The 23,778-nt window shown below is 69.4% G+C and carries 19 protein-coding genes; 3 read left to right on the forward strand and 16 right to left on the reverse strand.

Going from position 1 to position 23,778, the window contains the following annotated elements; all coding sequences use genetic code 11:
- Window positions 1-1,526: 1,526 nt before the first annotated feature.
- From F9C11_RS04880 to F9C11_RS04890, 3 genes are all read right to left on the reverse strand, one after another.
- Window positions 1,527-1,877, reverse strand: a complete 351-nt coding sequence (locus tag F9C11_RS04880) for a hypothetical protein (protein ID WP_409183709.1) — start codon at window positions 1,875-1,877, stop codon at window positions 1,527-1,529.
- Complete coding sequence (locus tag F9C11_RS04885; RefSeq protein ID WP_409183710.1) at window positions 1,874-3,889, reverse strand: RHS repeat-associated core domain-containing protein; 2,016 nt, start codon at window positions 3,887-3,889, stop codon at window positions 1,874-1,876. Before F9C11_RS04885 ends, F9C11_RS04880 begins: the two co-directional genes overlap by 4 nt.
- 339 nt (window positions 3,890-4,228) lie before the next feature.
- Window positions 4,229-5,167, reverse strand: a complete 939-nt coding sequence (locus F9C11_RS04890; protein WP_409183711.1) for a lysyl oxidase family protein — start codon at window positions 5,165-5,167, stop codon at window positions 4,229-4,231.
- A 261-nt stretch (window positions 5,168-5,428) separates the two neighbouring features.
- Here F9C11_RS04890 and wecB point away from each other — a divergent pair, with 261 nt between their 5' ends.
- The gene (wecB, locus tag F9C11_RS04895; RefSeq protein WP_409183712.1) at window positions 5,429-6,499 is read left to right on the forward strand and encodes a non-hydrolyzing UDP-N-acetylglucosamine 2-epimerase; all 1,071 of its coding nucleotides are present in this window, start codon (window positions 5,429-5,431) and stop codon (window positions 6,497-6,499) included.
- A gap of 12 nt (window positions 6,500-6,511) precedes the next feature.
- Here wecB and F9C11_RS04900 read toward each other — a convergent pair whose 3' ends face one another.
- A complete protein-coding gene (locus F9C11_RS04900) occupies window positions 6,512-7,828 on the reverse strand; it encodes an NAD(P)/FAD-dependent oxidoreductase (protein ID WP_409183713.1) in 1,317 nt (438 codons plus the stop codon).
- A 7-nt stretch (window positions 7,829-7,835) separates the two neighbouring features.
- Window positions 7,836-8,651 (reverse strand): glycosyltransferase, encoded by an 816-nt coding sequence (locus tag F9C11_RS04905; protein ID WP_409183714.1) that lies wholly within the window; start codon window positions 8,649-8,651, stop codon window positions 7,836-7,838.
- Window positions 8,652-8,967: 316 nt separating this feature from the next.
- Here F9C11_RS04905 and F9C11_RS04910 point away from each other — a divergent pair, with 316 nt between their 5' ends.
- Entirely contained in the window at window positions 8,968-10,395 is a 1,428-nt protein-coding gene (locus tag F9C11_RS04910) for an exopolysaccharide biosynthesis polyprenyl glycosylphosphotransferase (RefSeq protein ID WP_409183715.1), read from the forward strand.
- Entirely contained in the window at window positions 10,377-11,660 is a 1,284-nt protein-coding gene (locus tag F9C11_RS04915) for a putative glycoside hydrolase family 15 protein (RefSeq protein WP_409183716.1), read from the forward strand. The genes F9C11_RS04910 and F9C11_RS04915 overlap by 19 nt, the downstream gene beginning before the upstream one ends.
- Here F9C11_RS04915 and F9C11_RS04920 read toward each other — a convergent pair.
- The 11 genes from F9C11_RS04920 to F9C11_RS04970 all read right to left on the reverse strand — a co-directional run bounded on the left by F9C11_RS04920 (window position 11,647) and on the right by F9C11_RS04970 (window position 23,722).
- Window positions 11,647-12,768, reverse strand: coding sequence for a glycosyltransferase family 4 protein (locus F9C11_RS04920; RefSeq protein WP_409183717.1), 1,122 nt, complete (start codon window positions 12,766-12,768; stop codon window positions 11,647-11,649). The genes F9C11_RS04915 and F9C11_RS04920 overlap by 14 nt on opposite strands.
- Entirely contained in the window at window positions 12,765-13,874 is a 1,110-nt protein-coding gene (locus tag F9C11_RS04925) for a glycosyltransferase (RefSeq protein WP_409183718.1), read from the reverse strand. The genes F9C11_RS04920 and F9C11_RS04925 overlap by 4 nt, the downstream gene beginning before the upstream one ends.
- The gene (locus F9C11_RS04930) at window positions 13,871-15,307 is read right to left on the reverse strand and encodes an oligosaccharide flippase family protein (protein WP_409183719.1); all 1,437 of its coding nucleotides are present in this window, start codon (window positions 15,305-15,307) and stop codon (window positions 13,871-13,873) included. The genes F9C11_RS04925 and F9C11_RS04930 overlap by 4 nt, the downstream gene beginning before the upstream one ends.
- Window positions 15,304-16,635 carry a glycosyltransferase 87 family protein gene (locus tag F9C11_RS04935; protein WP_409183720.1) on the reverse strand — a complete coding sequence of 444 codons (1,332 nt, stop codon included), beginning with the start codon at window positions 16,633-16,635 and terminating at the stop codon, window positions 15,304-15,306. Before F9C11_RS04935 ends, F9C11_RS04930 begins: the two co-directional genes overlap by 4 nt.
- Entirely contained in the window at window positions 16,626-17,501 is an 876-nt protein-coding gene (locus F9C11_RS04940) for a hypothetical protein (RefSeq protein WP_409183721.1), read from the reverse strand. Before F9C11_RS04940 ends, F9C11_RS04935 begins: the two co-directional genes overlap by 10 nt.
- Window positions 17,498-18,565, reverse strand: coding sequence for a glycosyltransferase (locus F9C11_RS04945; RefSeq protein ID WP_409183722.1), 1,068 nt, complete (start codon window positions 18,563-18,565; stop codon window positions 17,498-17,500). The genes F9C11_RS04940 and F9C11_RS04945 overlap by 4 nt, the downstream gene beginning before the upstream one ends.
- The gene (locus F9C11_RS04950) at window positions 18,540-19,775 is read right to left on the reverse strand and encodes an O-antigen ligase family protein (protein WP_409183723.1); all 1,236 of its coding nucleotides are present in this window, start codon (window positions 19,773-19,775) and stop codon (window positions 18,540-18,542) included. The genes F9C11_RS04945 and F9C11_RS04950 overlap by 26 nt, the downstream gene beginning before the upstream one ends.
- Complete coding sequence (locus tag F9C11_RS04955; RefSeq protein ID WP_409183724.1) at window positions 19,772-20,740, reverse strand: polysaccharide deacetylase family protein; 969 nt, start codon at window positions 20,738-20,740, stop codon at window positions 19,772-19,774. The genes F9C11_RS04950 and F9C11_RS04955 overlap by 4 nt, the downstream gene beginning before the upstream one ends.
- Window positions 20,737-21,576 (reverse strand): hypothetical protein, encoded by an 840-nt coding sequence (locus F9C11_RS04960; protein ID WP_409183725.1) that lies wholly within the window; start codon window positions 21,574-21,576, stop codon window positions 20,737-20,739. The genes F9C11_RS04955 and F9C11_RS04960 overlap by 4 nt, the downstream gene beginning before the upstream one ends.
- Window positions 21,577-22,117: 541 nt before the next feature.
- Window positions 22,118-22,468: a hypothetical protein gene (locus tag F9C11_RS04965; RefSeq protein ID WP_409183726.1), complete on the reverse strand. Its 351-nt coding sequence runs from the start codon at window positions 22,466-22,468 to the stop codon at window positions 22,118-22,120.
- Window positions 22,469-22,762: 294 nt separating this feature from the next.
- Window positions 22,763-23,722, reverse strand: a complete 960-nt coding sequence (locus F9C11_RS04970; protein WP_409187104.1) for a hypothetical protein — start codon at window positions 23,720-23,722, stop codon at window positions 22,763-22,765.
- Between the last annotated feature and the right edge of the window lie 56 nt (window positions 23,723-23,778).

Consider the following 23,778-nt stretch of genomic DNA (forward strand, 5'->3'; position numbering starts at 1 on the left):
AAGTTGTGAGACGTTGCCGAACTTGGCTCTACGGGATCAAGGGCCCGCCGCCGGGCGGCGCGCCTGCTGCGGTCCGTAGCCCCTCGCCTGGGCAGCCGCCGCGATCCCGGCACGGCGGGCTCCCGCTCCGCTCCGCCCACCGGCCGGGCCGCGCGGCCGCCAGCGGTGCCGGACCCCAACGCCGCCCGCCAACAGCACGTATGGCCCTCGCGCCAGAACCGGACATCCCACCCATGCGGAAACAGTCGCCGATGATCCTCGACCTGTTACGCAGAAGCATCGCCTAGAGCCACCCCGAAGCCTGATCGTGACAACGGTCGGTAGCACCGCGTCAAGGCTGGAAAGCGTGCCTTGACCCGGCCCTACCGACCGCGTGTGAGCTTCGTATCGGGGTGAGGGGGAAGTGTGGATGGGTAAGCTGCGGGCTAAGCGGGCGAGCGTCAGGCACCGTCAGAGAGCATGATCAACTCCCCGGTTTTCCCCCGGAAAACGATCGAAAACGACGAGAACCGGCGACCGAGCATGATCACCCTCGGAGCGCCCCCACGCAGGTGAGGGCCAAGATCAGCAGATGACGAGAAATAGCCACTGACCTGGCCTTTGTCTCCGTAGGTTCTGGGTTCGAGCCCCAGGCGGCCCACTCAAACTTCCAGGTCAGCGGCACCAGTCTCACCAGCGCCGGACTGGGCAATCCGGCGTTCCAGTGGTCCGGCGTCGCCCTCGCCGCGAGCGTCAGCATCTCCGCAGGGTTCACCGGCTACTTCAAGTTCCGCGAACAAGGATTCAACCTGCAGCAGACCGCTGACGCGATGGAGAAGGAGTACAACGCGGTCGACCTGTGCGTCGGCGACTACGACGTCAACGCACAGACCGCCCTCAAGAGGTACGGCTGCTAGTGCGTCGGCGCAATATGTGCAGCTGCTCCATAGCGGTAACCCGGCATCGCGAACGACATCCGGGCACCTCGCTGCACACTCCTGTCTCGGCTGCCGAACCTGCCGTCCGGTTACACGAACTACGACAGGCCGCAGATCTCCCTTATACCCAATGCGGCCCTGCTTCCGGCCGCTGGATGCTGAGTATCCGGACCTGGATGCCGAGCGACTCTCGCCTGCTCTGCGATAGGCCAGCCACCGAAAGGAGAGCGATTGCGCCTCAGCGCGCCTGGGACGCAGCCCTCTCGCTCCGCAGCGCGGCCGACACGCACCCGACTTCCGTGGCGGCTACGCCGAAGACAACCGCAGTGCCTGGCGCACCCGCGGGAGGACCTCGAGAACATCGTGTCGAGCGCAACCGTCGTCCCGCATGTGAACCCGTTGCTCGTCCACGCGGGCAACGTCCCCTCTCGACCTAATGCGAGAGCAAGCCGACTCTTATCGAAGCGTACTCGCCGAGCGCTCACGACGCGGTCCCGGAGAACGTCGAAGTCGAGGCAATGGCTGAGAAATACGGCGTGTATGCACCACCAACTGGACACGTGTCGCCTCGTCAAGCGCGGCCGGAAGAATCTTCGGTCCGGTCAAGCGTCACCCAAAGGCACTTGCCAACCCGCCAGCCAATTCAAATGCCTGCTCTCTAAAGAACCCGATTCTCTCATAGAACGCTTCCTCGGAAGGAATCAAGACCGGAGCGGAGACCAATGCCGCAAACAGCACATGAATTTCATCTATCTGGAGCTTCGAATTCGAGTCGGCTACTTTTTTCATTATCCGAACAGTGCTCGCGCGATCGGCACCGATGCGCACAACCGATAGGCGGTCCCCGTCAGGGCGATCTGCGTGGAATCTGAGCGCCTCGCAGATCAACTCTTTTTGCACCTCCGTCAACCGCAGAAGAAATCCGCCGTGAGTCGCCGTGGCAGCGACTTTTGTCCTCATGGGGTCACATACCTCCCACTTTCAAAAGCACCCTGAGCGTACCTGTAGCCGTGAATATTACGGCCAGTCGTCACAATTAGTACGCCTAGCCTGGAGTCGTATGCCACGCTCGATCCGGTCTTAGTATCCTTATGCGTCATCTTGCCTCGCCACGACGCAAAGTAAGCGGCCAACGCATCGGGGTCATGCCCGATGCCAGGAAGATCATGATCCGCAGAAGCGGCGGAGCCGTCATGCATCCTCTTTACCTGGTAATCGACACCATCGGCTATGTCTGGGCCGTACGCATTATCTATTCGGTCATAGGCGGCGTCCTCAAGACCACCATGGACAGGATCCCTTTCATTGCAGTTGTGAACGAGTACGGGGGTCGCGCCCGCCGCCACATAGTACGTGTGGGTGGTGTCGACAGTGAGGTTGTAGGTACGGATGCTAGTGGCGTAACGGCTTAGGGTCTGGACAGCAGCGTGGCCGTCGCCGGGTGTGTCGAGAAGATCGCTGGGCCGGAGATCGGCGGCGTCGGTCCAACTGTGGGTGGTGACGTCCCACCAGCGGTGGTGGGCGGTGCTGGTGATCTTCTTGGGGCCGTTGGGAGTGGCGATGGTGACGTCGACGAAATCTCGGTCGGTGTCGGTGATGTGCAGAGCCGTGACGGTGTGGATCTCGGTGCTGGTGTTGTCGGGCTCGGCGTTGCGGACCTTGTCGCCGACCTTGACCTGCTCGATCGGTTTCATCGTCCCGTCGGCCATGAGTACCGGCGTGTCGCCGGCGAAGCTGTTGAGCTTGCAACTTGCCGCGAGATCTTCGGCAACGGCACGTCCTTCCGCGCCGACCTCGCCTTCGATGAGGTGAGCACCGCCGGAGACGGCGAGTTCAGTGCCTCTGGCCGCGGCGCCGCCGGGGACGAACCACACCCCGACCTCGAGCACGCCCTTAATGCACCCGACGACTGCGGGATCGCGGAAACAGCCGTCCACGACGTCTTGCAACCCGGAGACCTCGTAAAGGCCCTCCCCGATGTCACTCAATGCATTCAGGAACCAGTTCCCGCTGCTCTTCTTCTCACCACCGCCGTCGGACCCACCGCCGCCGGATGCCGCGTGCTTCTTCGGCGCTGCCTGGCCGTGCCCGCCGGACGACGCGGGAGCGCCGTGGTTGGCAGGGTGCTGCTGGGCCGCCCGGCAACCGCAGCTGGGGTTGTCTGGCCTGTCGCAGCTCCAGCCGCCGTTTCGGCAGGCGTCGCCGCCGCCGATCGAGCCGTCGGGTCGGCGGCACGCGCCGTCGGGGACGCCGGGGCACAGGCCGGACGGGTCGGTCAGTCCGATCGGGTTGTCGTTGGCGTAGGAGTAGCCGTTCATCTGCTGCGGGTCGTCGGTCTTGAGCACCGGGTCGACGGTGGTGAAGCGGCCGAGCGCCGGGTCGTACTCGCGGGCGCCGAGGTGGGTCAGGCCGGTGGTGTTGCGGTATCCGCCCAGGTAGCCGTGTTTGTCCGGCCAGAGGGAGGGGGCCGGGCCGCGGGGGACGCCGTAGGGGTCTTGCCAGCGTTGGGTGACGGCGAGGGTGTCGGCTTTGACGGTGGCGTAGGCGGTGTTCTGGGTGTCGGTCATCGACCACGTCAGGCCGGCGTTGGCGTCGCGTTCGGCGATGGGTGCGCCGTTGAACGTGTAGAACCGGGTTCCGACGGTGGTGGAAGTTCCGGTGCCGCGGAACAGTTCCAGGTCGTTGAGTTTCAGGGTGGTGCCGGTCGGGCCCTTGGTGAGCAGGAGGTTGCCGTCGGCGTCGTAAGTGAAGGTCTGTCCTGCGCCCGCGGGTCCTTGGGTGAGGGTGCGGCCGGAGGGGTCGTAGGTGTAGGCGGAGTGGCTGCTGCCATTGGGGCCGGTGGTGTCCAGTGCCTGGATCGCGTGAGGTCTGGGTAAGCCGGTTGCCAGTGGTGTCGTAGGTCCAGTAGTGCGCCGCTCCGCCCAGTCCCGTGGCGCTGGGGGTATTAGCACAACTGCCGGAATCGGGGGCAAATGCCTCGTTCAGGCGCTGCAGGTAGTCGCAGCTGAAGCACCGGGTGTCGGACTGGGCGTCTTGGGAAGTGTCGGCGATGGAAGTGTTGTTGCCAGCCGGACCTACAACGCGACCCACAAGAGCTGTCCGATCTGCTGGGCAGCCCTCGACCGAACGCCAAGCCAACACCCGCTGCTACTGCTTGCAAGATCGACCGCACACCCGCCACCGCAGCGGGCCCACCGGGTCGCCACGTGGAATCCGCTGGCGGGTACCTTTCCTTCAAGGCTTGAACGTCGTCGCGGCCGCTTCCGCGGACTGCCCGGCGGAGTGCCCAATCGACCCGGGCACAGAACTGGTCAGGAGCAGCGGGCCTGTCCCGGACAGCTGCGAAGAAACCGGACCACCGGTGCCTGCCGGATCGATTGGCCTTCCGCCGACATTCCCCGCGGCCATTCGATGGACAGGCTTACCGACGACGAGTTGTTGTCGTAGTTCTTCTCGGCCAGGGTCCGGTCGTCGTTCACGGTGTTCACCAGGTCGTAGGTTCCCGAGGGCACGTGCGTGATGTCGAGCCACTGGAAGTCGACTTGGTAGGTGTAGTCGTCTCCGGAGCCGACGGAGATGCCTTCGACCACGTCGAGCGCGTTTGGTTCTTGGTGGCGGCAGTTGTTGGCCCGCAACCGTTCGGCCAGTTCGGCGTCCGCTCCGGTTTCGCCGGGTACGTGCTCGAGATCGCTGACGTCCGGCAAGGCATAGCGATCGCCGAGGCAGAAGCCGTTCTTGCGGTCGGTGACGATCGTCGCACCGGTTTTCGAGATCAGGGCGAAGTGTTCGAAGTTCATCAGGTGCCAGTGCTGGTGTGCCATCGCCGGTTCGTAGTAGGTGTACCCGCGGGTGGCCTGCTGAGCCGAGGCGTAGTCGGGCGGGATCGAGCCGTCAGCCGCGCGGAGTGCTTGGCGGACGGACATTCTGCTGTTTTCGGTACTGCTTCGGTTGCCGTACAGCAGCAGTGGCCCGTCACCGATGTTTTCCTCCGAGCTGGTGAACCGGAGCCGCACTGCCTTGGCGGCGGTCTCGCCGACACAACGGCCGTTGGGAGCGCTGGGATCGACGACTGGGCACACGTCCCAATCACCGCACTGCACGGGATCGCCCGCGTATCCGCCTGGACACCCTGGAGGTGCTTGGCGGAGGTCCGGAAGGAGCACGCCCTGCGCCGCGTCCACGCGCGGGGCAGCCGTGGTGGCCGCGGTGAGCAGCAACACCGCCGCCAGGATCGCAGATTTCGTGAACAAAGCGGTACTCGTTTCTGTCGGCCGCTATCCAACTGGAATCCTAAATGGACCCAGCGGACCCGTTGGGCAGCCACGCGGAAGATGTACTCGATGGGCTGATTGGCCGCTCCCCCGCGAGCTTTCGCGGTAGCGTGCGGGCGACTTGCCGGGGAAAGGGGAACTCGCCGTATGTCGACCGACGCGCAAACACGCTCTGCCAGAGGAGAAAGTACGCGCCTGGCCGTCTCCTCGCCGGAGCGAACCGGTTTCGGAGTCGTGCTGGTGTGCGGGACCCGGCCGGAACTCATCAAGCTGGCGCCGTTGGTGCGGTGGTACGGCGAGAACTGCGCGGTCGTCTACACCGGACAGCACTACGATCCATCTCTCTGCACGCTTTTGGACGCGGGTTTTCCGGCTTCACACCGGTTTCACGAACTGGAAATCGGCAGTGCGCGGCGCGGAATTCAACTCGGTCGGGCGATCAGCGCGGTGGACGAAGCACTTGCCGCACACCCTGATCGGGTGGTGCTGGTGCAGGGTGACACCACCTCCGCTCTTGCCGGCGCTCTGGCGGCGAACGCGCAGGGCCTGCCGCTGGTTCACGTCGAGGCCGGGCTGCGCAGCCACGACCGGACGATGCCCGAGGAGCACAACCGCGTCCTGATCGACCACCTCGCCGACCTCTGCTGTGCGCCGACCGGCCTCAACCGGCAGAACCTGCTGAAGGAAAACGTTGCCCCGCAACGGATCGCCGTCACCGGAAACACGGTGGTGGAAGCACTTCGGGCCGCACTGCCGTGCGCGGCGGACCGGGCCGCGATCCTGGCTGCCCGGGGACTTGCCGAGGACAAGTACGTGCTCGCCACCATTCACCGGCCGGAAAACGTCGACGATCCACACCGGCTGACCACGGTCCTGCGGGAACTCGCCCGGCTGCCGTTGCCGGTCGTGCTGCCGCTGCACCCGCGAACAAAACGGAGCCTCGAACGGTTCGGCCTGACCCCGCTCCTGCGGCCGCTTCGCGTGCTCGAACCCGAGCCGTATCCGACGTTCCTCGCGCTGGCCGCCGCCGCCGCGCTGATCATTTCGGATTCCGGTGGCATCCAGGAAGAAGCGAGTGTGCTCAAGCGACCGGTGGTGGTGGTCCGCCGGAGTACCGAGCGGCCGGAGATTTTCGGCACCTTCGGCGCGCTGGTCGTCCCGGGGCCGCGGATCAGCACGGAAGCCGCGGCGTGGCTCGACGATGTCGCCGGCCATCGTGAGCGCCTTCGCGATCTGCCCTCGCCGTACGGGGACGGCGCGGCCAGCCGGCGGACCGCCGAGGCGATCGAGAAGCTGATCCAAGCGGGGTGAGCCCGCCCTTCCTCAGGCCGGTTCCCCGACCTTCTGCCGTTCGAGGCCAGCGATCAGGTCCGTCACTTCGTTCGCGAGCGCGACGCTGGAATTCCAGCTCGTCACGTCCGGGTAGACGTGCGCGGTGGTCGCCAGCAGCACGTTCGTGCCGTCGACCACTACGGGCGGCCGCTGGGCGAGGTATCCCCGCGGGTACACCGGTTCGACGAACGGTGCCTTGAACACCCGCACGTCCTCGATGTCGGCCGCCCGCAAACCGGGGTGCACCCGGAGAAGCTGAGCCGTCCACCGTGCCGCGATGGCATCGTCGGGCTCGCGGTAGAGATTCGACTCGCGGTCGGTGTAGTGCATGAGATAAACGAGGTGTGCGCTCTCGTAGCTGCCCGCGAGCGCGGACATCTCGACCACGCCGTCGAAATCGGTGCCGGAGCGCAGCACCGGGGTCCAGTAGTGGCCGGTGAGCGGGCGGCGAAGGAACAACGCCGCGGTGACGACCCCCTGGTATGCCAGCGTGGTCCCGGGCAGCCGGGTCGCGAGGTCGTTGTCGGCAAGCCGGCGCAGCAGCGGCAGCGGTACGGTCGAGACGACCCGGTCGACGGCGAGCGATTCGCCGTCGGTGAAAGTCAGCGAGCAGCCTTCCGCGGTGTGGCACAGCCGGTGAACGGGGCTGGACAAGCGAATTGTCCCGCCCGCGCTCTCGATCGACTCGCGCAACGCGTCGATGATCGTCTTGTAGCCGCCGTCGGGGTAACCGCGCGTGGCGACGTTGCGTTCCCGGCCCAGACGCTGCCACAGGTACAGCGCGGGAACGTCGCCGAAGGCCGGACCGAACTTCGAGCCGAACATCGGGGCGAACAGGTCCTCCCACACGCGCCGGCCGTAGAGACCGCGAAGCCAGTCCTCGGTCCGAAGCGTGTCGAGGTCCCGCCCGCGCCCGAGCCGCCGCAGCAGAAGCGAGACGACGCCGAAGCGCAACCGGTCGAAAAACCGGAGCGGGGTGAACCGCAGGAGGTCGAGGGCCGAGTTGAACCGGTGCCGTTCCCCGTCGACGAGCATCCCCATCGTCGTTTTCCGCCACCGCACCGAGTCCTTCAGGCCCAGCTCGTCCAGCAGCTGGAGCAGCGCGGCGTCGGAGGGCATGACGCAGTGGTAGAAGCGTTCGACCCAGCGGTTCCCGTGCCGGAAGAAGGTGCCGAGGCCGCCGAGCTGGGCGCTCCCCTCGATCAGGGTCACGCGGACGCCCCGGCGGGCGAGGCGGTGGGCGGCGGTGAGGCCGCAGATTCCGCCGCCGATCACCGCGACGTGGGACAGAGCGGGGGTGGTCGTCACCGGCGGGTCACAACTTTCGGTACGGCGCCGGGCTGAGCCGGTCGCGGGCCAGCAGCTTCAGGTATTGCGCGATCGTCCGTCGGAGCTTCAGTTTGCTCGGTCCCTGTTTGCGGTCGTACCGCAGGGCCAGCGGAACTTCGGTGATCACCGGCCGGCAATGGCGCAGCTTGAGCAAGAGCTCGACCATGCAGGCGAAACCCTGCTCTTCGATGAGCCGCTCCCCCCAGTGCGCCGACGCCCGCGCGAGCAGGCTGGCCCGGTAGGCACGGTATCCGCTGGTGAAATCCCGGACCCCCTCGACGGCGAGAGCCCGGTGGAAAAGCTGAGCCGCGCCGCGGGAAAGCAGGCGCCGTCCGAGCGGGGCGGTCCGGTCGTCGCCGCCGGGCACGAACCGGGAGCAGATAGCGACGTCCGAGCCGGCGGCGATTTCGTTCCACAGCAGGCGGATCAGTCCCGGATCGTGCGTGTCGTCGGCGTCCATCACGACGACGATGTCGTCCGGGCCCGCCACCTCCAGCGCAGCGCGGAGACCGGACAGCACCGCGCGGCCCAGCCCGAGATTGACCAGGTGCCGCACGATCCGCACGTCCAACTCGCCGAAACCGGCCTCGGCCGCGGCTGCCGTGTTGTCCGCCGAACCGTCGTCGACGACCCAGACAGTGAGCTGCTCGGCGAGCGCCACGTCGGAAAGCCGGCGCAGCAGCGGCGGCAAGGATGCTTCTTCGTTGAAGGCGGGCAGAACGACGTGTGCCCGCCCCGCTGTCCGTCCCGTGGCCTGTTCCGTCTTCGTCCTCGTGACCAGGCTCGTGTCTTCCGCTCTCACAAAACCCCTATCCGGTTCTCGGCGCGATACCGGCCGTCCGCCTTCGTTCGGCCGCCAGCTCATATTCGGCTATCTTGGTTGCTTTCTTGAGGGGCCCGCGAAATGCGCCGGGAAAGGAGCCACCGATCGATGTACACGCTGTTTCAGGCCCTCACCGGAATGGGGTTTACCGTACCCCTCAATCGAGTGGTTTAGCGGGTTTTCCCCGCAAGATCCACTCGATGGAACCGAATGCACCCCTGACTGACGGGTTTAGCAGAGAGGGAAACGCGATGGCGATGAAACAATTTCGCGAACGCGAAGAAGGGCGACGCTGGTGACGGAACTGAAGACGCCGGTGCTGGCGCGCATCCCGTTCCAGCGCCGCGGCAGACCGGCGGGCCGGACGTCCGGCGCGGCCGGGAGCCGTCCGTTGCTGTCCCGCGTCAACGCCGTCGCGGTGTTGCTGGTCGCGGTTGATCTCGGCGCGCTTTTGCTGGCGATCATGCTCACCGATGCCGGTGTCCTGGATGTAGTGGCGGCCGGCCTGACGCTGTGGGGAGCGCGGACCGCGGCGCGGGTGCACCGCCGTCGCCTGTGGCTGTCCTGGCTGCAGGATTTTCCGCGGTCAGCGGCCGCCTCGGGGGCGGCGTTCGCACTTCTCACCGGGATCACGCTGGTGGCGGGCCACCGCGGGCCGGAGATGGCCGCGGCGCCGTCGCTGGTGCTGGTCTTCGCCGTTGTCAGCGAATGCGCGCGGCCCTGGGTGTTCGCATTCGGGCGGTGGGGCCGCCGCCGGTTGCGGCGCTGCGACCGGGCCATCGTGGTGGGCGCGCCCCATTGCAGCAGCGACCTCATCAGCACCATGCTCCGGCATCCGGAGTTCGGCCTGCTGCCGGTCGGATTCGCCTCCTCTGATCCGGAAACCGGCCACGGGGAGATTCCGGTCGAACGGATCGGCGACGATCTCGCCGAGGCCATCACCCGGCTGGGCGTCGGCACCGTCGTGCTCGCGCACTCCCCTGCCAGCGACAACGCCGTCGTCGAAGCGGCCATCACCGCGCAGCGGCTCGGATGCGTCATCCTGGTGCTGCCCCGGCTGTTCCCGCTCGTGCCGGACGGCACCGGCACGGACCGGCTCCGCGGCTATCCGCTGGTGTGGCTGGCGGGCGCCCCGACCCGTCGGTTCAGCTGGCGGATCAAGCGGGTGCTCGAAACCGCGGTGGCCGCCCTCGCGCTCGTCGTCCTGGCTCCGGTCATCGCCCTGTGCGGGCTCGCCGTCGCGCTGGAGAGCGGATTCCCGGTCGTTTTCCGGCAGACCAGGGTCGGGGTCGACGGCCGGACCTTCGTGCTCTACAAGCTCCGCAGCGTACGCACGGCCGACGTCGACGATTCGGCGACGCGCTGGTCGGTGGCCGGCGATCGGCGGGTCGGTCCGGTCGGCAGGCTGCTGCGCCGGACCTCGCTGGACGAACTGCCGCAGCTGTGGAACGTCGTGCGCGGCGATATGGCGCTGATCGGGCCGCGCCCGGAGCGGCCGGTGTTCGTGGACGAGTTTTCCACGATTTACGACCTATACTGGGCGCGGCACCGGGTACCGACCGGGCTGACCGGTCTCGCGCAGGTCCACGGCCTGCGCGGGGACACGTCGATCGCGGAACGAGCCCGCTACGACAACTACTACATCGCCAACTGGTCCCTCTGGCTGGACCTCAAGATCGTCGTCCTCACCGTAGGAGAACTGTTGTGCCGAAGGCAATGCTGACCCGTGCGCATCGCCGGAGGGCGATCTTGGCGGCCGTGCTCGTGCTGGCCGCGGGAGGTCTGGCCGGATGCGCCGAAAGCGCGGCGCAGGTGACCTCGGCGCCCCCGCCGGAGCCGCTGGCGCCCTGCGCGTGGTGGTACGGCATCGGCCAGCCGCCCTCGCAAAACGCGCTGAAGCTGGCCGCGCAACGCTACGAAGTGGTGGTGCTCAACGCGGACCAGGGCGCGGCGATGCGCAAGCTGCACGAACTCAACCCTCAGATCAAGGTCCTCGTGTACAAGGATCTTTCCAGCACCCGCAACTACCCCGGAGCGGTGGTCGACGGGAAGGACGCGCAGTTCCTGCCGACCGGCATCGGTTACGTCGCAGCACAACAGCAGCATCCCGAATGGTTCGCGACCGACAACCACGGCAACCGGATCGAATGGCAGGGCTATCCCCGGCACTGGCAGATGACCGTCTGGGACCCGGCTTATCAGCAGGCCTGGAGTTCCGCGGTCGTCTCCGAGGTGCAGCAGCAGGGATGGGACGGAGTGCTGGCGGACAACGACTTCAACTCGCTGAGCCACTACTCCGCCGCGGTCCTCGCCGGAACTTCGAGCGCGAGCGAAACCGACCGGAAGCTGCGCGACGGCCTCGACGCTTTTCTCTCCCTGGTGGGAGACGCCTTCCAAAAAGCGGGCAAGGAGTTCGTCCCGAACGTGTCGGAGACACACCTGACCCCGGGCCGGTGGACCGCGCACTCCCGGTTCGGCGGTGCGATGGAAGAGAACTTCGGTTTCCGCGAGGACGCCGGGAGCGGCGGCCTGCTCACCTTCCGGGGCAACGAGTTCCAGGAGATGCGAGCACAGGCCGCGCTCGGCGAGTCGCGGCTGCTCCTGGTCACCCGGACGCGATCCGAGCAACAGGACCGCGCGGGATACGCCAGCGCGGCCTTGCTCGCGGGTCCCCGGACGTGCTGGACGCCGGCCACGACCGACGACTACCGCAACCCCGAGTGGTCCCCTCTGCAAAACAGCGGTCTCGGCGAAGCCGTGGACGCCGCCGGGCGATTGGCCAACGGAGTCTGGACCCGGACGTTCACCAACGGCTGGGTCGCGGTGAACCCGACCTCGGCCACCCAGACCGTCACTCCTCCCCCCGGGCTCGTCGCCGCGGGCGAGCAGCGGCAAGCGACGCCGTCCGCTTCGCCGACCTCATCGGCTCCGCCCGCTCCGGTGCGGCTCGCGGCCGCCGACGGATTGGTGTTGGTCAAACCGAAATAACGCCCGATCGGGCGGCCAGCCCCGCGTACAGCTCCAGGTGGCGGCGCGCGCACGCGTCCGGGGTGTGCCGTTCCTGGGCTCGAGCCGCGAGCGCAGCGCCGATCCGGCCCGGTGCCGGATCGGCGAACAGCGCGCGGAGGCGTTCCGCGAGAGCGGATACGTTGCCCGGCGGGACGAGATAGCGGCAGCCGTCCGGCCCGAGCAGGTCGGCGACACCGCCGGTGTCGGTGGCCACCACGGGCTTCCCGGCAGCCATCGCCTCCGCCACCACCAGCGGCTGTTGCTCCATAGTGGACGGAAGCACCAGCGCGTCCGCGTTCGCCAGCAACGTCGGGACGTCCGGGCGAAAGCCCAGAAAGGCGACCCGGCCGCGCAACGGAGGCGCCTGCGCGGCTCGTTCGGCCTCCGTGCGCTGCGGGCCGTCGCCCACGACGGTCAGCCGCGCTCCCGCGGGCAGCACTCCGGGCACAGCGAGCGCGGCGAGCAGGTCGAGGATTCCCTTGCGAGGCACGAGCAGGCCCACGAAAATCAGCTGCCGCACCGGCCCGGCCGGCGGGCTCGGCTCGGCTGGTTCGACGCAGTTGCCGATCCGGGCCAGGCGTCCGGCCGGCACCCGCAACCGGCGGCGCAGGAACTGTCCCATCGTCTCGGCGGGCACGATCGTGCGATCGAGCATTCGGGCGACAGCCGCGTCGCCGGCGAGCACCGCTCGGGTGTACGCGGAGGGTCCAGCCGCACCCCGCACACCACGGAACCACGGTTCGGTCACGTCGTCGGGGACGCCGTGGTAGGTCTGCAGGAGAATCGGCCGCCGGCGAGCCCGGCGCAGACCGGCGAGCACGAGTCCCGCGCGCCGGTCCTGCGCGTGCACGATGTCGGGCTCCCACTCCCGGACCGCCCTACGTGCCCGCGCCGCGGCGGCGAGATTTTCCTTGTCCGCCACGACAATCGGCTCGTGGTGCGCTCCGAGCGACTCGGCTCCGCGGGCCGGAACCGGGCCGAATACCCGCACGTCGGCATTCTGGGCGAGCAAGGCCGCGGCGAGCCGGACGGTGAGGTCGACCGGGCCGCCCCGGTCCTGGGTCAGCAGATAGGCGATGCGGGTCATCGGGTTCGCTCCGCGGGGGTGAGTTTGTCGACGAGCGCGGTGATCTGGTCGGTCATCCGGTGGCGGTCGAAGGAAAGCTCCGCGCGCCGCCGTGCGCGCCGGCCTTCCCGCCGGGCCAGTTCCGGATCGGCGAGCCGGGTGGCCACGGCATCGGCCAGCAGGGCGAGGTCGCCGGGCGGCAGCACGGCTCCCGCGTCGGCGATGCTCTGGCGCATTCCGCCGACGTCGAAGGCGACCACCGGCCGGGCGCACGCCATCGCTTCCAACGGCACCAGGGCCATGCCTTCGGCGCGAGAGGGAAGAACGACCACGTCGCCGGCCGTGTAGAACGCCGCCGGGTCGTCGGTGTGGCCCATCCACCGCACTGATTCGTGGGCGGCGACCGGGTGCTGTTCCCGCCAGACCGGACCCATCGGTCCGTCGCCGACGAGGACGAGCTTCGCGTCCGGCACCCGCCGGAGCACCTCCGGCCAGGCCGACAGCAGCTGGTCCTGCCCTTTCAGCTCGGCGAGCCTGCCGAGACAGACGGCGATCGGGGTGTGCTGGGGCAGGTTGAGCTCGCGCCGGGCGGCGACGCGATCGCCGGGGGCGAACCAGACCGTGTCGACGCCGTTGCAGACGACTTCGGCGTTGGCGGTGATGCCCGCGCGCTGTCCGGCCGCGAGTTCGTCGTCGCTGACGCACACGACGAGATCGGTCCAGCGGGAGGAGAGCCGCTCCCACGCCGCGGACATCCGCCGAAGCGGTCCCCGGGCGGTCTCGAAAGACCACAGATGCGGCTGGAACACCGTCGGACGGCTGCCGCGCAGGGCGAGCCGGCCCGCCAGCCCGGCTTTCGAGCTGTGCAGGTGCACCACGTCGGGTGCCAGGCCGGCCAGGAGCCGGTGCAACCGCAGCGTTTCGGCGAGCACGCCCGGCCCGGGAGAACGAGTCGCGGTCCAGGCACAGACTTCGATCCCGAGGTCGCGAGCGCGCTCGGCGAGCCAGCCCGAAGAGGGACATACCACCGTCACCGACCAGCCGCGATCCCGTTGCGCCACAGCGAGTTCCAGCACGACCACGGCGACCCCGGCGGATACCGGCTGGGAAACGTGTACCACCTTCACCGGTACCCGCCTCGGCGCAGTGCGGCCAGTTCACCGCGCTGGAGGAGCAGCGTCGCCCCGGCGTAGCCAGCGACCAGCAGCACGGCTTCGGCGACGGCACCGGTCAGCGAGTCCCCAGCTCCGAAGACCCCGGCGTGGTCCAGCGCCAGCATGGGCACCGCGCTGACCGCCCCCGCGGCCAGCACCCGGAGGACCATTCCCGCCAGTTCGGCCGAGGACGGCGCGACCCCGTGGTTCCGCATTGCGGCCCAGGCAAGCGGGACGACCAGCCAGACCGCGCCGAACTGGACCGCCGCAACGGCGTCGATTCCCTTGTGGACAAACAGCGCCAGGCCCACCGTGAGCAGTGCCAGGTGGGTGCTTTCCAGTGCCAGGTACCGCCGGGCGTTTCCCGTGGCTTTCACCGCTTGGTACCAGATCTGCAGCAGGCACAAGCCCATTCCGTAGCCGGCCAGCAGCAGAAGCGGGCCGGCCGAATCGCTCCAGCGCGCGCCCAGCAGCACGATCCGGTCGGAAAGGACGGCCAGCGCGAGATACAGGCCGCCGGTGACCACGAGCACCGCGCGGGTGAACCGCGTGACGGTTTCGGCCAGCGGAGCACCTTCCCGCCACAACCTGGCCAGCAGCGGAAAGGCCACCGCCCCCAGCACGACCGCCACCATGATGTAGGGCACCCAAGCCAGCCGGTAAGCGAGTGAGTAGACCCCCACGGCGGCCGGGCCGAGCACGTGCCCGACCGCCAGGTAGTCCAGGTTGACGAGCAACGCCCCGACGACGGCCGCGGGTCCCACGACCGCGATCCAGCGCACGGCTTCCGCGGCCGCCGCAGCGTCCCAGCGCGGCCGTACGGCACCGCCGGCCAGCGCGCCCAGCAGCGGTTGCGCCACCGCCGTGCACACCAGGCCGATCACCAGCGCGGCCGGACCGACGCCGCTGAGGGCGAGGGCGATCGTGACCACCGCGCCCAGCACCGCGCTGCCGCCGTCGGGCAGCAGCCGCCGGCGGAAGTCCAGCTCGCGGTGCATCAGTCCCATTTGGACACCGCCGACGGCCGAGAACGGCAGCCCGACCGCGGCCAGCCGGACCAGCCCGGCGGCCCCCGGGGTCCCGAGCAACGCGGTGATCGGTCCCGCGGCGGCCACGAGCGCGGCGGCCAGCAGCACCCCGGCCGCCGCGCTCATCGTCAGCATGGTCCCGGCCATCCGCCGGGGATCCCGCCCGGTCCGGCTGATCACGTCGTAGACGCCGATCGACTGCACCACCTGACCGAGGTTGACCAGCGACACCGCCAAGGCGATCGCACCGAGCTGCGCTTCGGCCAGCACCGCGGCCAGCACCAGGGTGACCAGCATCTGGCTGCTCTTGCTGACCAGGTTCGCCGCGCCGAGCCACAGCGAACCCCGCACCGCCCGGGTTCCGAGCCCACTGCTCATCCGGTGCCTCCGGCTGGAACCCGCGCGCGCGTCAGGCGGACAGCGGCGAAGGCCACCAGGCACCAGGCCGCGACCACGGCGACGCCGTCGAGGGTGACCGCGGCCCGGGCACCGAGCGCGGCCGCCACTGCCGAATCCACGAAATGCAGATGCGCGAACGGCACCGCCAGCGCCAGGACCCCGAGCAGAACAGCGTCCCGATGCGGCCGTCGCCGCGCGGCCACGGCCACCATCGCGGGCACGGCGATCAGGACGTCGCCGGGCTGATGCACCACACATACCACGACCGCGAGGCAGGTGAGCAGGTCGGCCACGGGGACCGCACCGGCGCGGTCGAGCCGGCGCACGAGCACCGCGCTGAGCACCAGCACCCCGGCCAGCACGACCAGTTCTCCGCCGGACGGCGCCCAGCCGGTGAGACGGAACACCACAGCGGCCACGTCGATCCGTTGCGAGGTAAGGGAATCCACCGCGCCGTAGTCGGTCGCCTGTGCATGGGTGAGATTTCGCAGGACGACATCGAGAAACGGGCCGATGCCCCCGCCGCGGACGACCAGCAGGAGCACCACCGGCAGGCTCGCCAGCGCTGCCGCCGCGGTGCCGGCTACAGCCACCCGCCGAGAGCCTCGCGCGAACAGCAGAACCGCCAGCGGGAAGCCGTACTGCGGTTTCAGCCACGCGAACGCGAGGGCGGCGCTCGCCCAGCCCGGGGAGTCTTTCCGTGCCACGAGCGCGCCTGCCGCACCGAGCGCGACGAGCGGATTGATCTGGCCGACATAGAGCTGTGCTTTGCCGACCTGGCTGGTCACCAGCAAGGCGGCGACGACGATCGCCGTGGTCGCGAACGGAACGGGGACGAACCGCCGGACGGCGTGCGCGGCCACGGCCGCGAGCGCGCACAGCAGCAGCAAGTTGAGCACGGTGAAGGCCACCGCGCCGGTCCGGTACCCGGCCAGCGCGAACGGCGCGTGCAGCAGAAGGTGGTATGGCTGGTAGAGGTTGAAGTCCTGGCGTACTGGCCAGTGCGCGAACATCGTGGCGGGGTCGTAGGGATTGCCACCGGCGAGGAACTCGCGGATGGGGAAGTAGAGCGCGTCGCGGAAATCCTGGAGCCGTTCCTCGGCCCGGTTCGCCGAGGTCGGCAGCGGAACCCGCCACGACGGCGCGAGGGCGTGCCAGGCACTGACCGAGCCGACCGCGACGGCGACGATCAGGATGGCTCGGTGCGCCACGCTCAGGGTGGCGGCCCGGTCGCGGCCGGGAAGGCCGAACCGCGGCTTCCCCTCCGCCGCGCCGTCCGCGAGTTCGGTGCTGCGCCTCAGTTGCATGCCACCACCACCGCTACGAGGACCGCGCCGGCCGGCAGGACGCCGAGCGTCGCCGTGAGTTCCGTGTGCCGCTGGCTGTCCGCGACCGCCACCACCGCAGCGCTGCCTTCGTCCGTCTGGTCCTCCGGGAGCGCGGCCGCGAGCTTGGCCGCCGTTTCGGCGAGTTCCGGCGCGACCGGAACCACGCGCAGCGGCAGTCCGGCCGCGCGACCGAGCATGGCCAGCTGATCAGGCGTGGCCGGATCGCTGCCGCGCAGCACCGCGACCGGGCGATGGACACCGGCCGCGGCGAGCGCGCGGCGCACGGAAGCCGGGCCGCCGCGCGGCTGCGCCGCTCTCAGCCGACCGGCGACGACGATCGCGACCCCTGTCGCGACGGCGGCGACCAAGGCCAGCCCGGTCACCAGCGGCACGTCCGCGTCCACCGCGAGCACCTCGGGCCGCGGATCCAGCATGCGCAAGCGGGCCACGGGCGCGAGCAGGTTGGCGTCGACCATCGCTTTGCCCAGCGCCTCCGCGATGGTGCTCGCTTGCTCCGCCAAGGGCGCCCGGACCGACACCCGCGCCAATCCGGACGCCGGCACCAGCTCGACCGAGATCCGGGGACCGAGCTCGTCCGGGGAGTACCCGGAACCCGGCGCGACCGACCGCAGCACCGAAGGACTTCGCGCGAGTTCGACCACCGCGGGCATCGCCAGGGAAACGACTTCGCCGTACTGCCCGCTGGTCTGGTCCACTGGTTCGGCCAGCAGGCTTACCCGGCCCTGATAGGTGCCGCCGCGCAGCAGGCCGACAAGCAAGACTGCCAACCCCACGATGAGCGCGCCCGCGACCGCCACCGCCGTCGAGCGGGAAAACTTCGTCACCGCGTGCCTCCGAGGGAGGTGCGCAGCAGTTCGTCGTAGGCTTTCATGAACGGGTGCGGGTCGTACTCGCGCTCGATGGTGCGCAGTGCCTCGGCGGCGGCGAGCGCCCGGGCGGCGGGATCGAACAACAGCTCGTTGAGCGCCTCGGCGACAGCAACCGGGTCGTCGGGCGGGACCACCCGCCCGCCTCCGCCGGAAAGCACGCCGCGGACGCCGCCGACGTCGGTCGCGACGACCGGTCGCGCGGCGGCCATCGATTCGAGGACGGCCAGCGGCAGGCCTTCCCAGTCGCTGGTCAGCACCGTGAGATCGGCGGCCGCGAGCAGATCGGCCACGTCTTGGCGAGTGCCGAGAAACCGGACCCGGCCGTCGAACGCCTCGGCGCGGCGCTCGAGTTCGGCGCGCAGGCTCCCGTCGCCGGCCAGCCACAGAACCGCGTCGCCGTCGAGTCGCGCCCAGGAATCGAGCAGCACGTCATGGCGTTTCTGCGGTTCCAGCCGGGCGAGGCAGAGCGCGACCGGCACGTCGTCGGCGACCCCCAGCGCCGCCCGCGTCTCCGCCCGCCCGAAGACCGGAGGCTGCGCGAAGACCGCGTTGCGGATTTCCACCGGGGTGTCCACGCCTGCTTCGGCGAGCCGGGCAGCCGTGGCCGGGGAAACGGCGACTACCCGGTCGGAGGTGTACCGCAGAATACGGGCGGCCGCAGGGAAATCCTTGTCGGCGACGCCGTGGAACACGGTCAGCAACGGCGCTCGCTTGGGCAGCAGTGCCAAGCGGGAAACCAGGCTCGCCCCGACGTTGTGGGCCAGCACGAGGTCCGGCCGGAACCGGGCCGACGCCGTGCGCACCGCGGCGGCAGCCCGCAGCACACCGAGCTTGCTGCGGCGCGCGAGCGGAACCGGGAACGTCTCCACACCGGCCACGGCCAGGCCGTCGGCCCGGAAGCCGCCGCCGCTGGCGACCGCCGACACCCAGCCGTACTCCTGGCCGCGGACCGCCATGCCCGCGACGAGTGTCTCGGCCCCGCCGGCTCCCATCTCACTGATCACGTGCAGGACACGCATCGGCACCAGCCTTTCCGGTTCGGATTCCGGCCGCGACGCCGAGCGCGGCGAGCGACCACAACGGCAGGTAGTACTGCTCGGACAGAAACGCGGAAGCCACCAGCACGGCGAGCAGGGCGGCCTGGAGCACGATCGCCTCCGTCCGCGCGGGGCTCGGGCGCTCGGCGCACCGGACCGCCCGCTCGCTGCCAAGCACGGCGACGCCGATCACCCCGGCGAACAACGCGAACCCGGGCAGGCCGAGTTCGGCCGCCACCTCGAGATACATGTTGTGCGCCACCGGGGTCTGCTCGTCGATCTCGGCGTTGTGCGAGGCGGCGGCGTACTGCGTGCGGAAGGAACCCGGGCCGACGCCCAGCACCGGATGCGCCGCCACCATCCGGGCCGCGGCCTGCCAGCGCAGCTCCCGAGTGTCCACATTGGTCGCGGCGATGAACGTCTTCTCCTGCACGGCCCGCTCCAGCTGCGGGCCGGCGAGCAGCAGTGCGCCCAGGCCCAGCACGACGACCGAACCGGCGGCCGCGGCGAGCACTCGCCACGGAAGCACGCGGCGCACCAGCAACCAGGCCAGCGCGGCAGCCAAGGCAAGGGCGCCGCCCCGGGAGAAAGTCGCGACCGCACCGCCCACCAGAACGGTCCCGGCGAGCGTGCTCACGAAAAAGCGGGAACGCGAAACGCGCGGGGTCAGAAAGAGCAGAGGAACCGCGGCCACGAGGAAATAGGCCAGATCGTTCGGGTCGGGTTGCGGGCCGCTGGCTCGCGTATTCCCCTCCACGATCAGGCTGTACAACGCGCCGGCACCCGCCACGGTCGCCCCCGCGGCCATCGCGAGCAGCAGCCCGCGAATGGGGACCTCGCGCCCGCCGATATCCGCCAGCACCGCGGTGACCAGGAGGAACGGAAACCAGCGCACGGCGTACTCGACGGTGAACACCTCCGCCGAGTGGACCGCCGCGGTGGTCGCCACGACCGCACCGAGCAGGGCGAGCACCACCTGCAGCGGCGTCAGCCGGGGAAGCGTCCGGTGCCGGATCCGGAACACCAGCCACCCGACGATCAGCAACGCGGGAGCGACCTTGCCCACCTGCGGATGCACGGCCGCCAGGTAACCCTCGACCGGCGCCAGCGCCATGGTCGCGTACGCGACCACCCGAAGCGCTGCTGCGAGCGGGTCGCGCTCGGCAGGCAGGACGACGGTGAACGCGTTCATCTTCCCCGGTCCAGCCGGGCGGTCGAACGCTCGCGCCGCACCACGCTTCGGCGGACGTACGCACCGGTGCCGACGACCTCGAACTGTTCGCGCATCGTACGCAGCGCCCAGCGCACCAGGGCGGTCTTCCGGCTTCCCCCCGCCATTCCGGGAAAGAACTCCATCCCGGGTGCCTCTTTGCCCTCGAGGACATCCGTCGGATGCAGCAGCAGGGACGGGGTGACCCCACGGGCGAGACAGAGCCGCAGCGCGGTGCGGAAATACCCGCGAGCCAGCCGCGGGGAGACCTCGTGGAGCTGGACGAGATAGGAACCGTGGATCGGGGTGCGCAGCAAGGGCATGGTCGTCACCGGAAGCTCGACCAGCGCGTTGCCTTCGGCCGTTCGCCAGCGATACGGGTGCACCGGCGCGAGCACCCGCGAGAACCCGCCGAACAGCTCGCCGCGGCCGTCGTCCCGGGCCGCCGCGGGCACGCCGCGGTTGTGGTAAGCGCGGGCCAGCGGGCCGATCCAGGTCGGCAGCGTGCTGGCGTCGTAGGAATAGCCGCGCTCGATCAGCAGCTCGACGAGGTCGCGGGTGACGCTGTAACCGGGCCCGCGGAAGCCGGAGGGTTTCGGCGCGCCTGCCGACACGATCGCGTCCTCGGCCCGGCTCAGCTCGTCGGCGAGCCGGTCGCGGGAGTACCGGTGCAGCCAGGGCTCGTGGCCGAAGGAATGGTTGGCGATCTCATGTCCGGCCGCGGCGAACTCGTTGACCGCCTTGGCCCCGTCTTCGCGGACGGCGTCGGCGCCCACCACGAACACCGTCGCCTTCAGGTGCTGCTCGCCGAGGACGTCGAGCAGCCGGGGCACAGCCGCCGGAAGAAAACTGGGGTAGTCCCGCCAACCAGGATCACCGTGGGTCTTGAGGTACGCCCACAGGTTGTCCAGATCCACCGAAACGGTCGCCAGCGGCCGGCCGGTCATGCGGTTTCCCCGGCGACGCGCCCGGTCCGCGCGGCGGCCCGGCTTTGCGAACCCAGCAGCAGCACCCCGGCCACCACGACGACGAGACCGAGAGCGACCCAGGGACCGCCGCCGTCGACCACCCGATCGCCCAGCACGGCGATGCCGGTGACGGCGGACAGCACGATCGTGGTCGCGTCCGCCGTGGCCACCACCGCCGCGGCCGGGCCGCGTTGAAGCGCGACGGCCATCGACGCCTGGCCGAGGACCGCCCCCGCGAGCACCAGCCAGGTGAGCGGATTCGTGGGCAACGACAACAGATCCCGATGGGCCAGCGTGCGGCTCGCCACCGCCACGACAGCGAACGACAATCCGGACAGGACCGCCGGCGCCGTGAACGTCGCGGTCCGGCCCGCCGGGATCATCGCCAACCCGATGCCCACGACAGTCCCGGCCACGACGATGATCCCGCCCAGACCGAGGTCCCCGGCTGTCGAGGGCGCCGAAACCCCGGCCAGCAGAACCAATCCCGCGGCGAGCAGCACCAGCGTCAGCACTTCCGCGGTCCGGATCCGCCATCCGAGAACCAGCACCCCGAAGACGGTGGCCAGGCCGATCGCCGAGGACGAAGCGGTCTGCACCAGGTAGAGCGGCAGCGAGGCGCGGGCGAAGAAAGCGAGCGCGAAGCCGCCGGCCTGACCGGCGAAGCCTGCGAGGTAGAGCGGATCGGTCGCCAACCGGGCGAGCAGTCCGACACCGGCTCCGGACGAACCGCCGGCACGGCGGGCCGCGACGCTTTGCGCGACGATTCCCACCGCGTACAGCACGGCAGCGGCCACCAGTATCTGATAACCCACTACGCATGACTCCTTATCCGCATACCGCCTGACCGGAGGTGACCGGTCGCCGCGATGCCGAGAAGCACATTCCGGGAAGAGGAAACGGGTGTCACGCTCGAGCGAAGGTTTCTGGTCGTGCGTTGAGAACCGGACTGCCTTCGCGAGACTGTGCACACCAGATCAGGATGCTGCTTCGCTCAAGCACGGAAAACGGCAACCGCGCGGAATCCAGTCCCCCGACCCGCTCCTTGGCGATTGCCGCACCGCGCAAGCTTTGTCCACAGTGGATTGTCTTTGCGTTCGACGCGGCCATCGGCACAAGCGAACGCACGGCACGGACGGGGGCTCCGGCCGCGTGCCCGGTCGCGCCGGGCGGGGTTGGCGCACCCAACACTGGCGCACCAACCCCACCCGCGTCGACGCGGTCGTGACTGTCCGGCAGGCTCGGACGGCTCGGGCAGCCGAGCCTTGGCCCGGTTCCGAGCCGCCGAAGCACCTGCACCGCTGAATCCCAGGCTCCGGCCGGTCCGCCCACCACGGCCCGGCCGGGCGCGCGGGCTCAGCCGTGCTGGATGCTGCCGCCGTCGACCGTGCTGCCCGACGCGCAGTTGTACGGAGAGATGCCCTGCGCGGAGTTCTCGCCCGGCGAAAGGACCGGCACGCCGATGCCGTCCAGCGAGTCGCGGATCGGGACCTGCACGCCGAGAACGTTGACGTCGTTGCCGCAGACGCCGAGGGTGCCGTTGACGTTGTGCAGCACGTCGGTGTTGCTCAGGTTCACCAAGCCGACCTGGCCGTCCCGGCCGTGGTGGTGGTGGTGCTCGTCCGGGGTGCCGGCCGAGGCGATCCCGCCGAAGAGCAGGGCGCCGGCGGCCATCGCGGTGGTCAGGAAACCGATTTTCTTCAACATGAGGTTACTCCTGGAGACTGAGAGATTGGCAAGGAATGGTGATTCTTTCTCACCAGAGCGTTCCGGAACGCTGCGCGCAATAAGTAATTTATCGTTGCCCGGCAGCAATTTCCACTTGGTTCCACTATCGTGTTAACTGAAATTTGGAAATCGGGATTCCCCGGCCGCACGGGAAGAAGCCCATGCCAAAAAGCCCTGTGGGTCAGGGCGGTTCGAATTCCGAGGTAATCGCACCGCTCGGGAAGGGGTCGGAAGCAACGGTTCTCCGACCCCTTCCCGGGCGTCAACGGGCGGTCATTTGCGGACGAGCCCACTCAGCCGAGCCGCGAGTTTCTGCACTGCCGACTGAGGGGTCACCTCGTCGCCGGAAAAGGGGGAAGTGCCCCCGTCGAGCGGCATTCGCTGCAGCTGCGGCACCAGCGGCAGCTTCACGCTGTCCGGCCGGTTCAGCAGCCGCGTGGGCAGCACCGAGTCAGTGAGCGGCAGTTGTCCCAGCAACGGAATACCGGCCAGCGGCGAACCCTGGTTCGGAACGTCCGCCCGGTCCCCGCGGCCGGGAACCGCGGCCGAGGGGATGCCCGGCATCGGGGACATCACCGGGGTCCGGGGCAGCTGCGGCGTCTGGGGGGTCACTGGCCGCACCGGCGCGACCGGAGCAGCCGAAGCGACGGGTACGTTGGGGACGTTGGGGACATTCGCCAGGTGCCCCTCGCCGGGAGCGTCGGGCGTGGTGCTCACCCCTCCGTGCAGGGGCAGCGGCAGGGCCGGGAGATCACCGTTGACGGGGGTGATCGTGCCGCCCGCCGGCCGCGGCACCGAGTTCTGCAGTTCGGTGAGCAGCGGAAGGGTGGGCAGATCGGTGACCTTCAGTTCGTTCCCGACCGGGGCGTTGATTTCCGGCTCGTCGAAACTCGCGCTGGCCGCCGGCGAGGACCGCAGCAGCTGCGCCGGCACGGTGAACACCGACGAGGCGGACTGCGGGGTCAGCACCCCGTTGGACATGGCCTGGACCTTCGGCACCACCTCGCGCACCGCGGAAGGCACCGAGGCGGCCTTGTCGAGGTGCGCGGGAGCCAGCTGCTGAAGCCGCTCGGCCAGGCTGGCGACCGCGGCCGGGTCGGCGTGCAGATCCAGCGGCGAGGCGGGGAGGTCGGGGTTGACGTTTTCGTCCGCCGACGCGATCCCGGTCCCGAGCATCAGCAGGCCGCCGGCGACGAGGGCCGCCCGCAGACCGAGCTTCGTCCAATTACGCATGAGAAATACTCCTTAGAAATCAGTGGAATCTTCAGTAAAAAGGCACTTGCACAACG

The organism is Amycolatopsis sp. VS8301801F10 (genome assembly GCF_046195355.1).
GTDB lineage: Bacteria > Actinomycetota > Actinomycetes > Mycobacteriales > Pseudonocardiaceae > Amycolatopsis.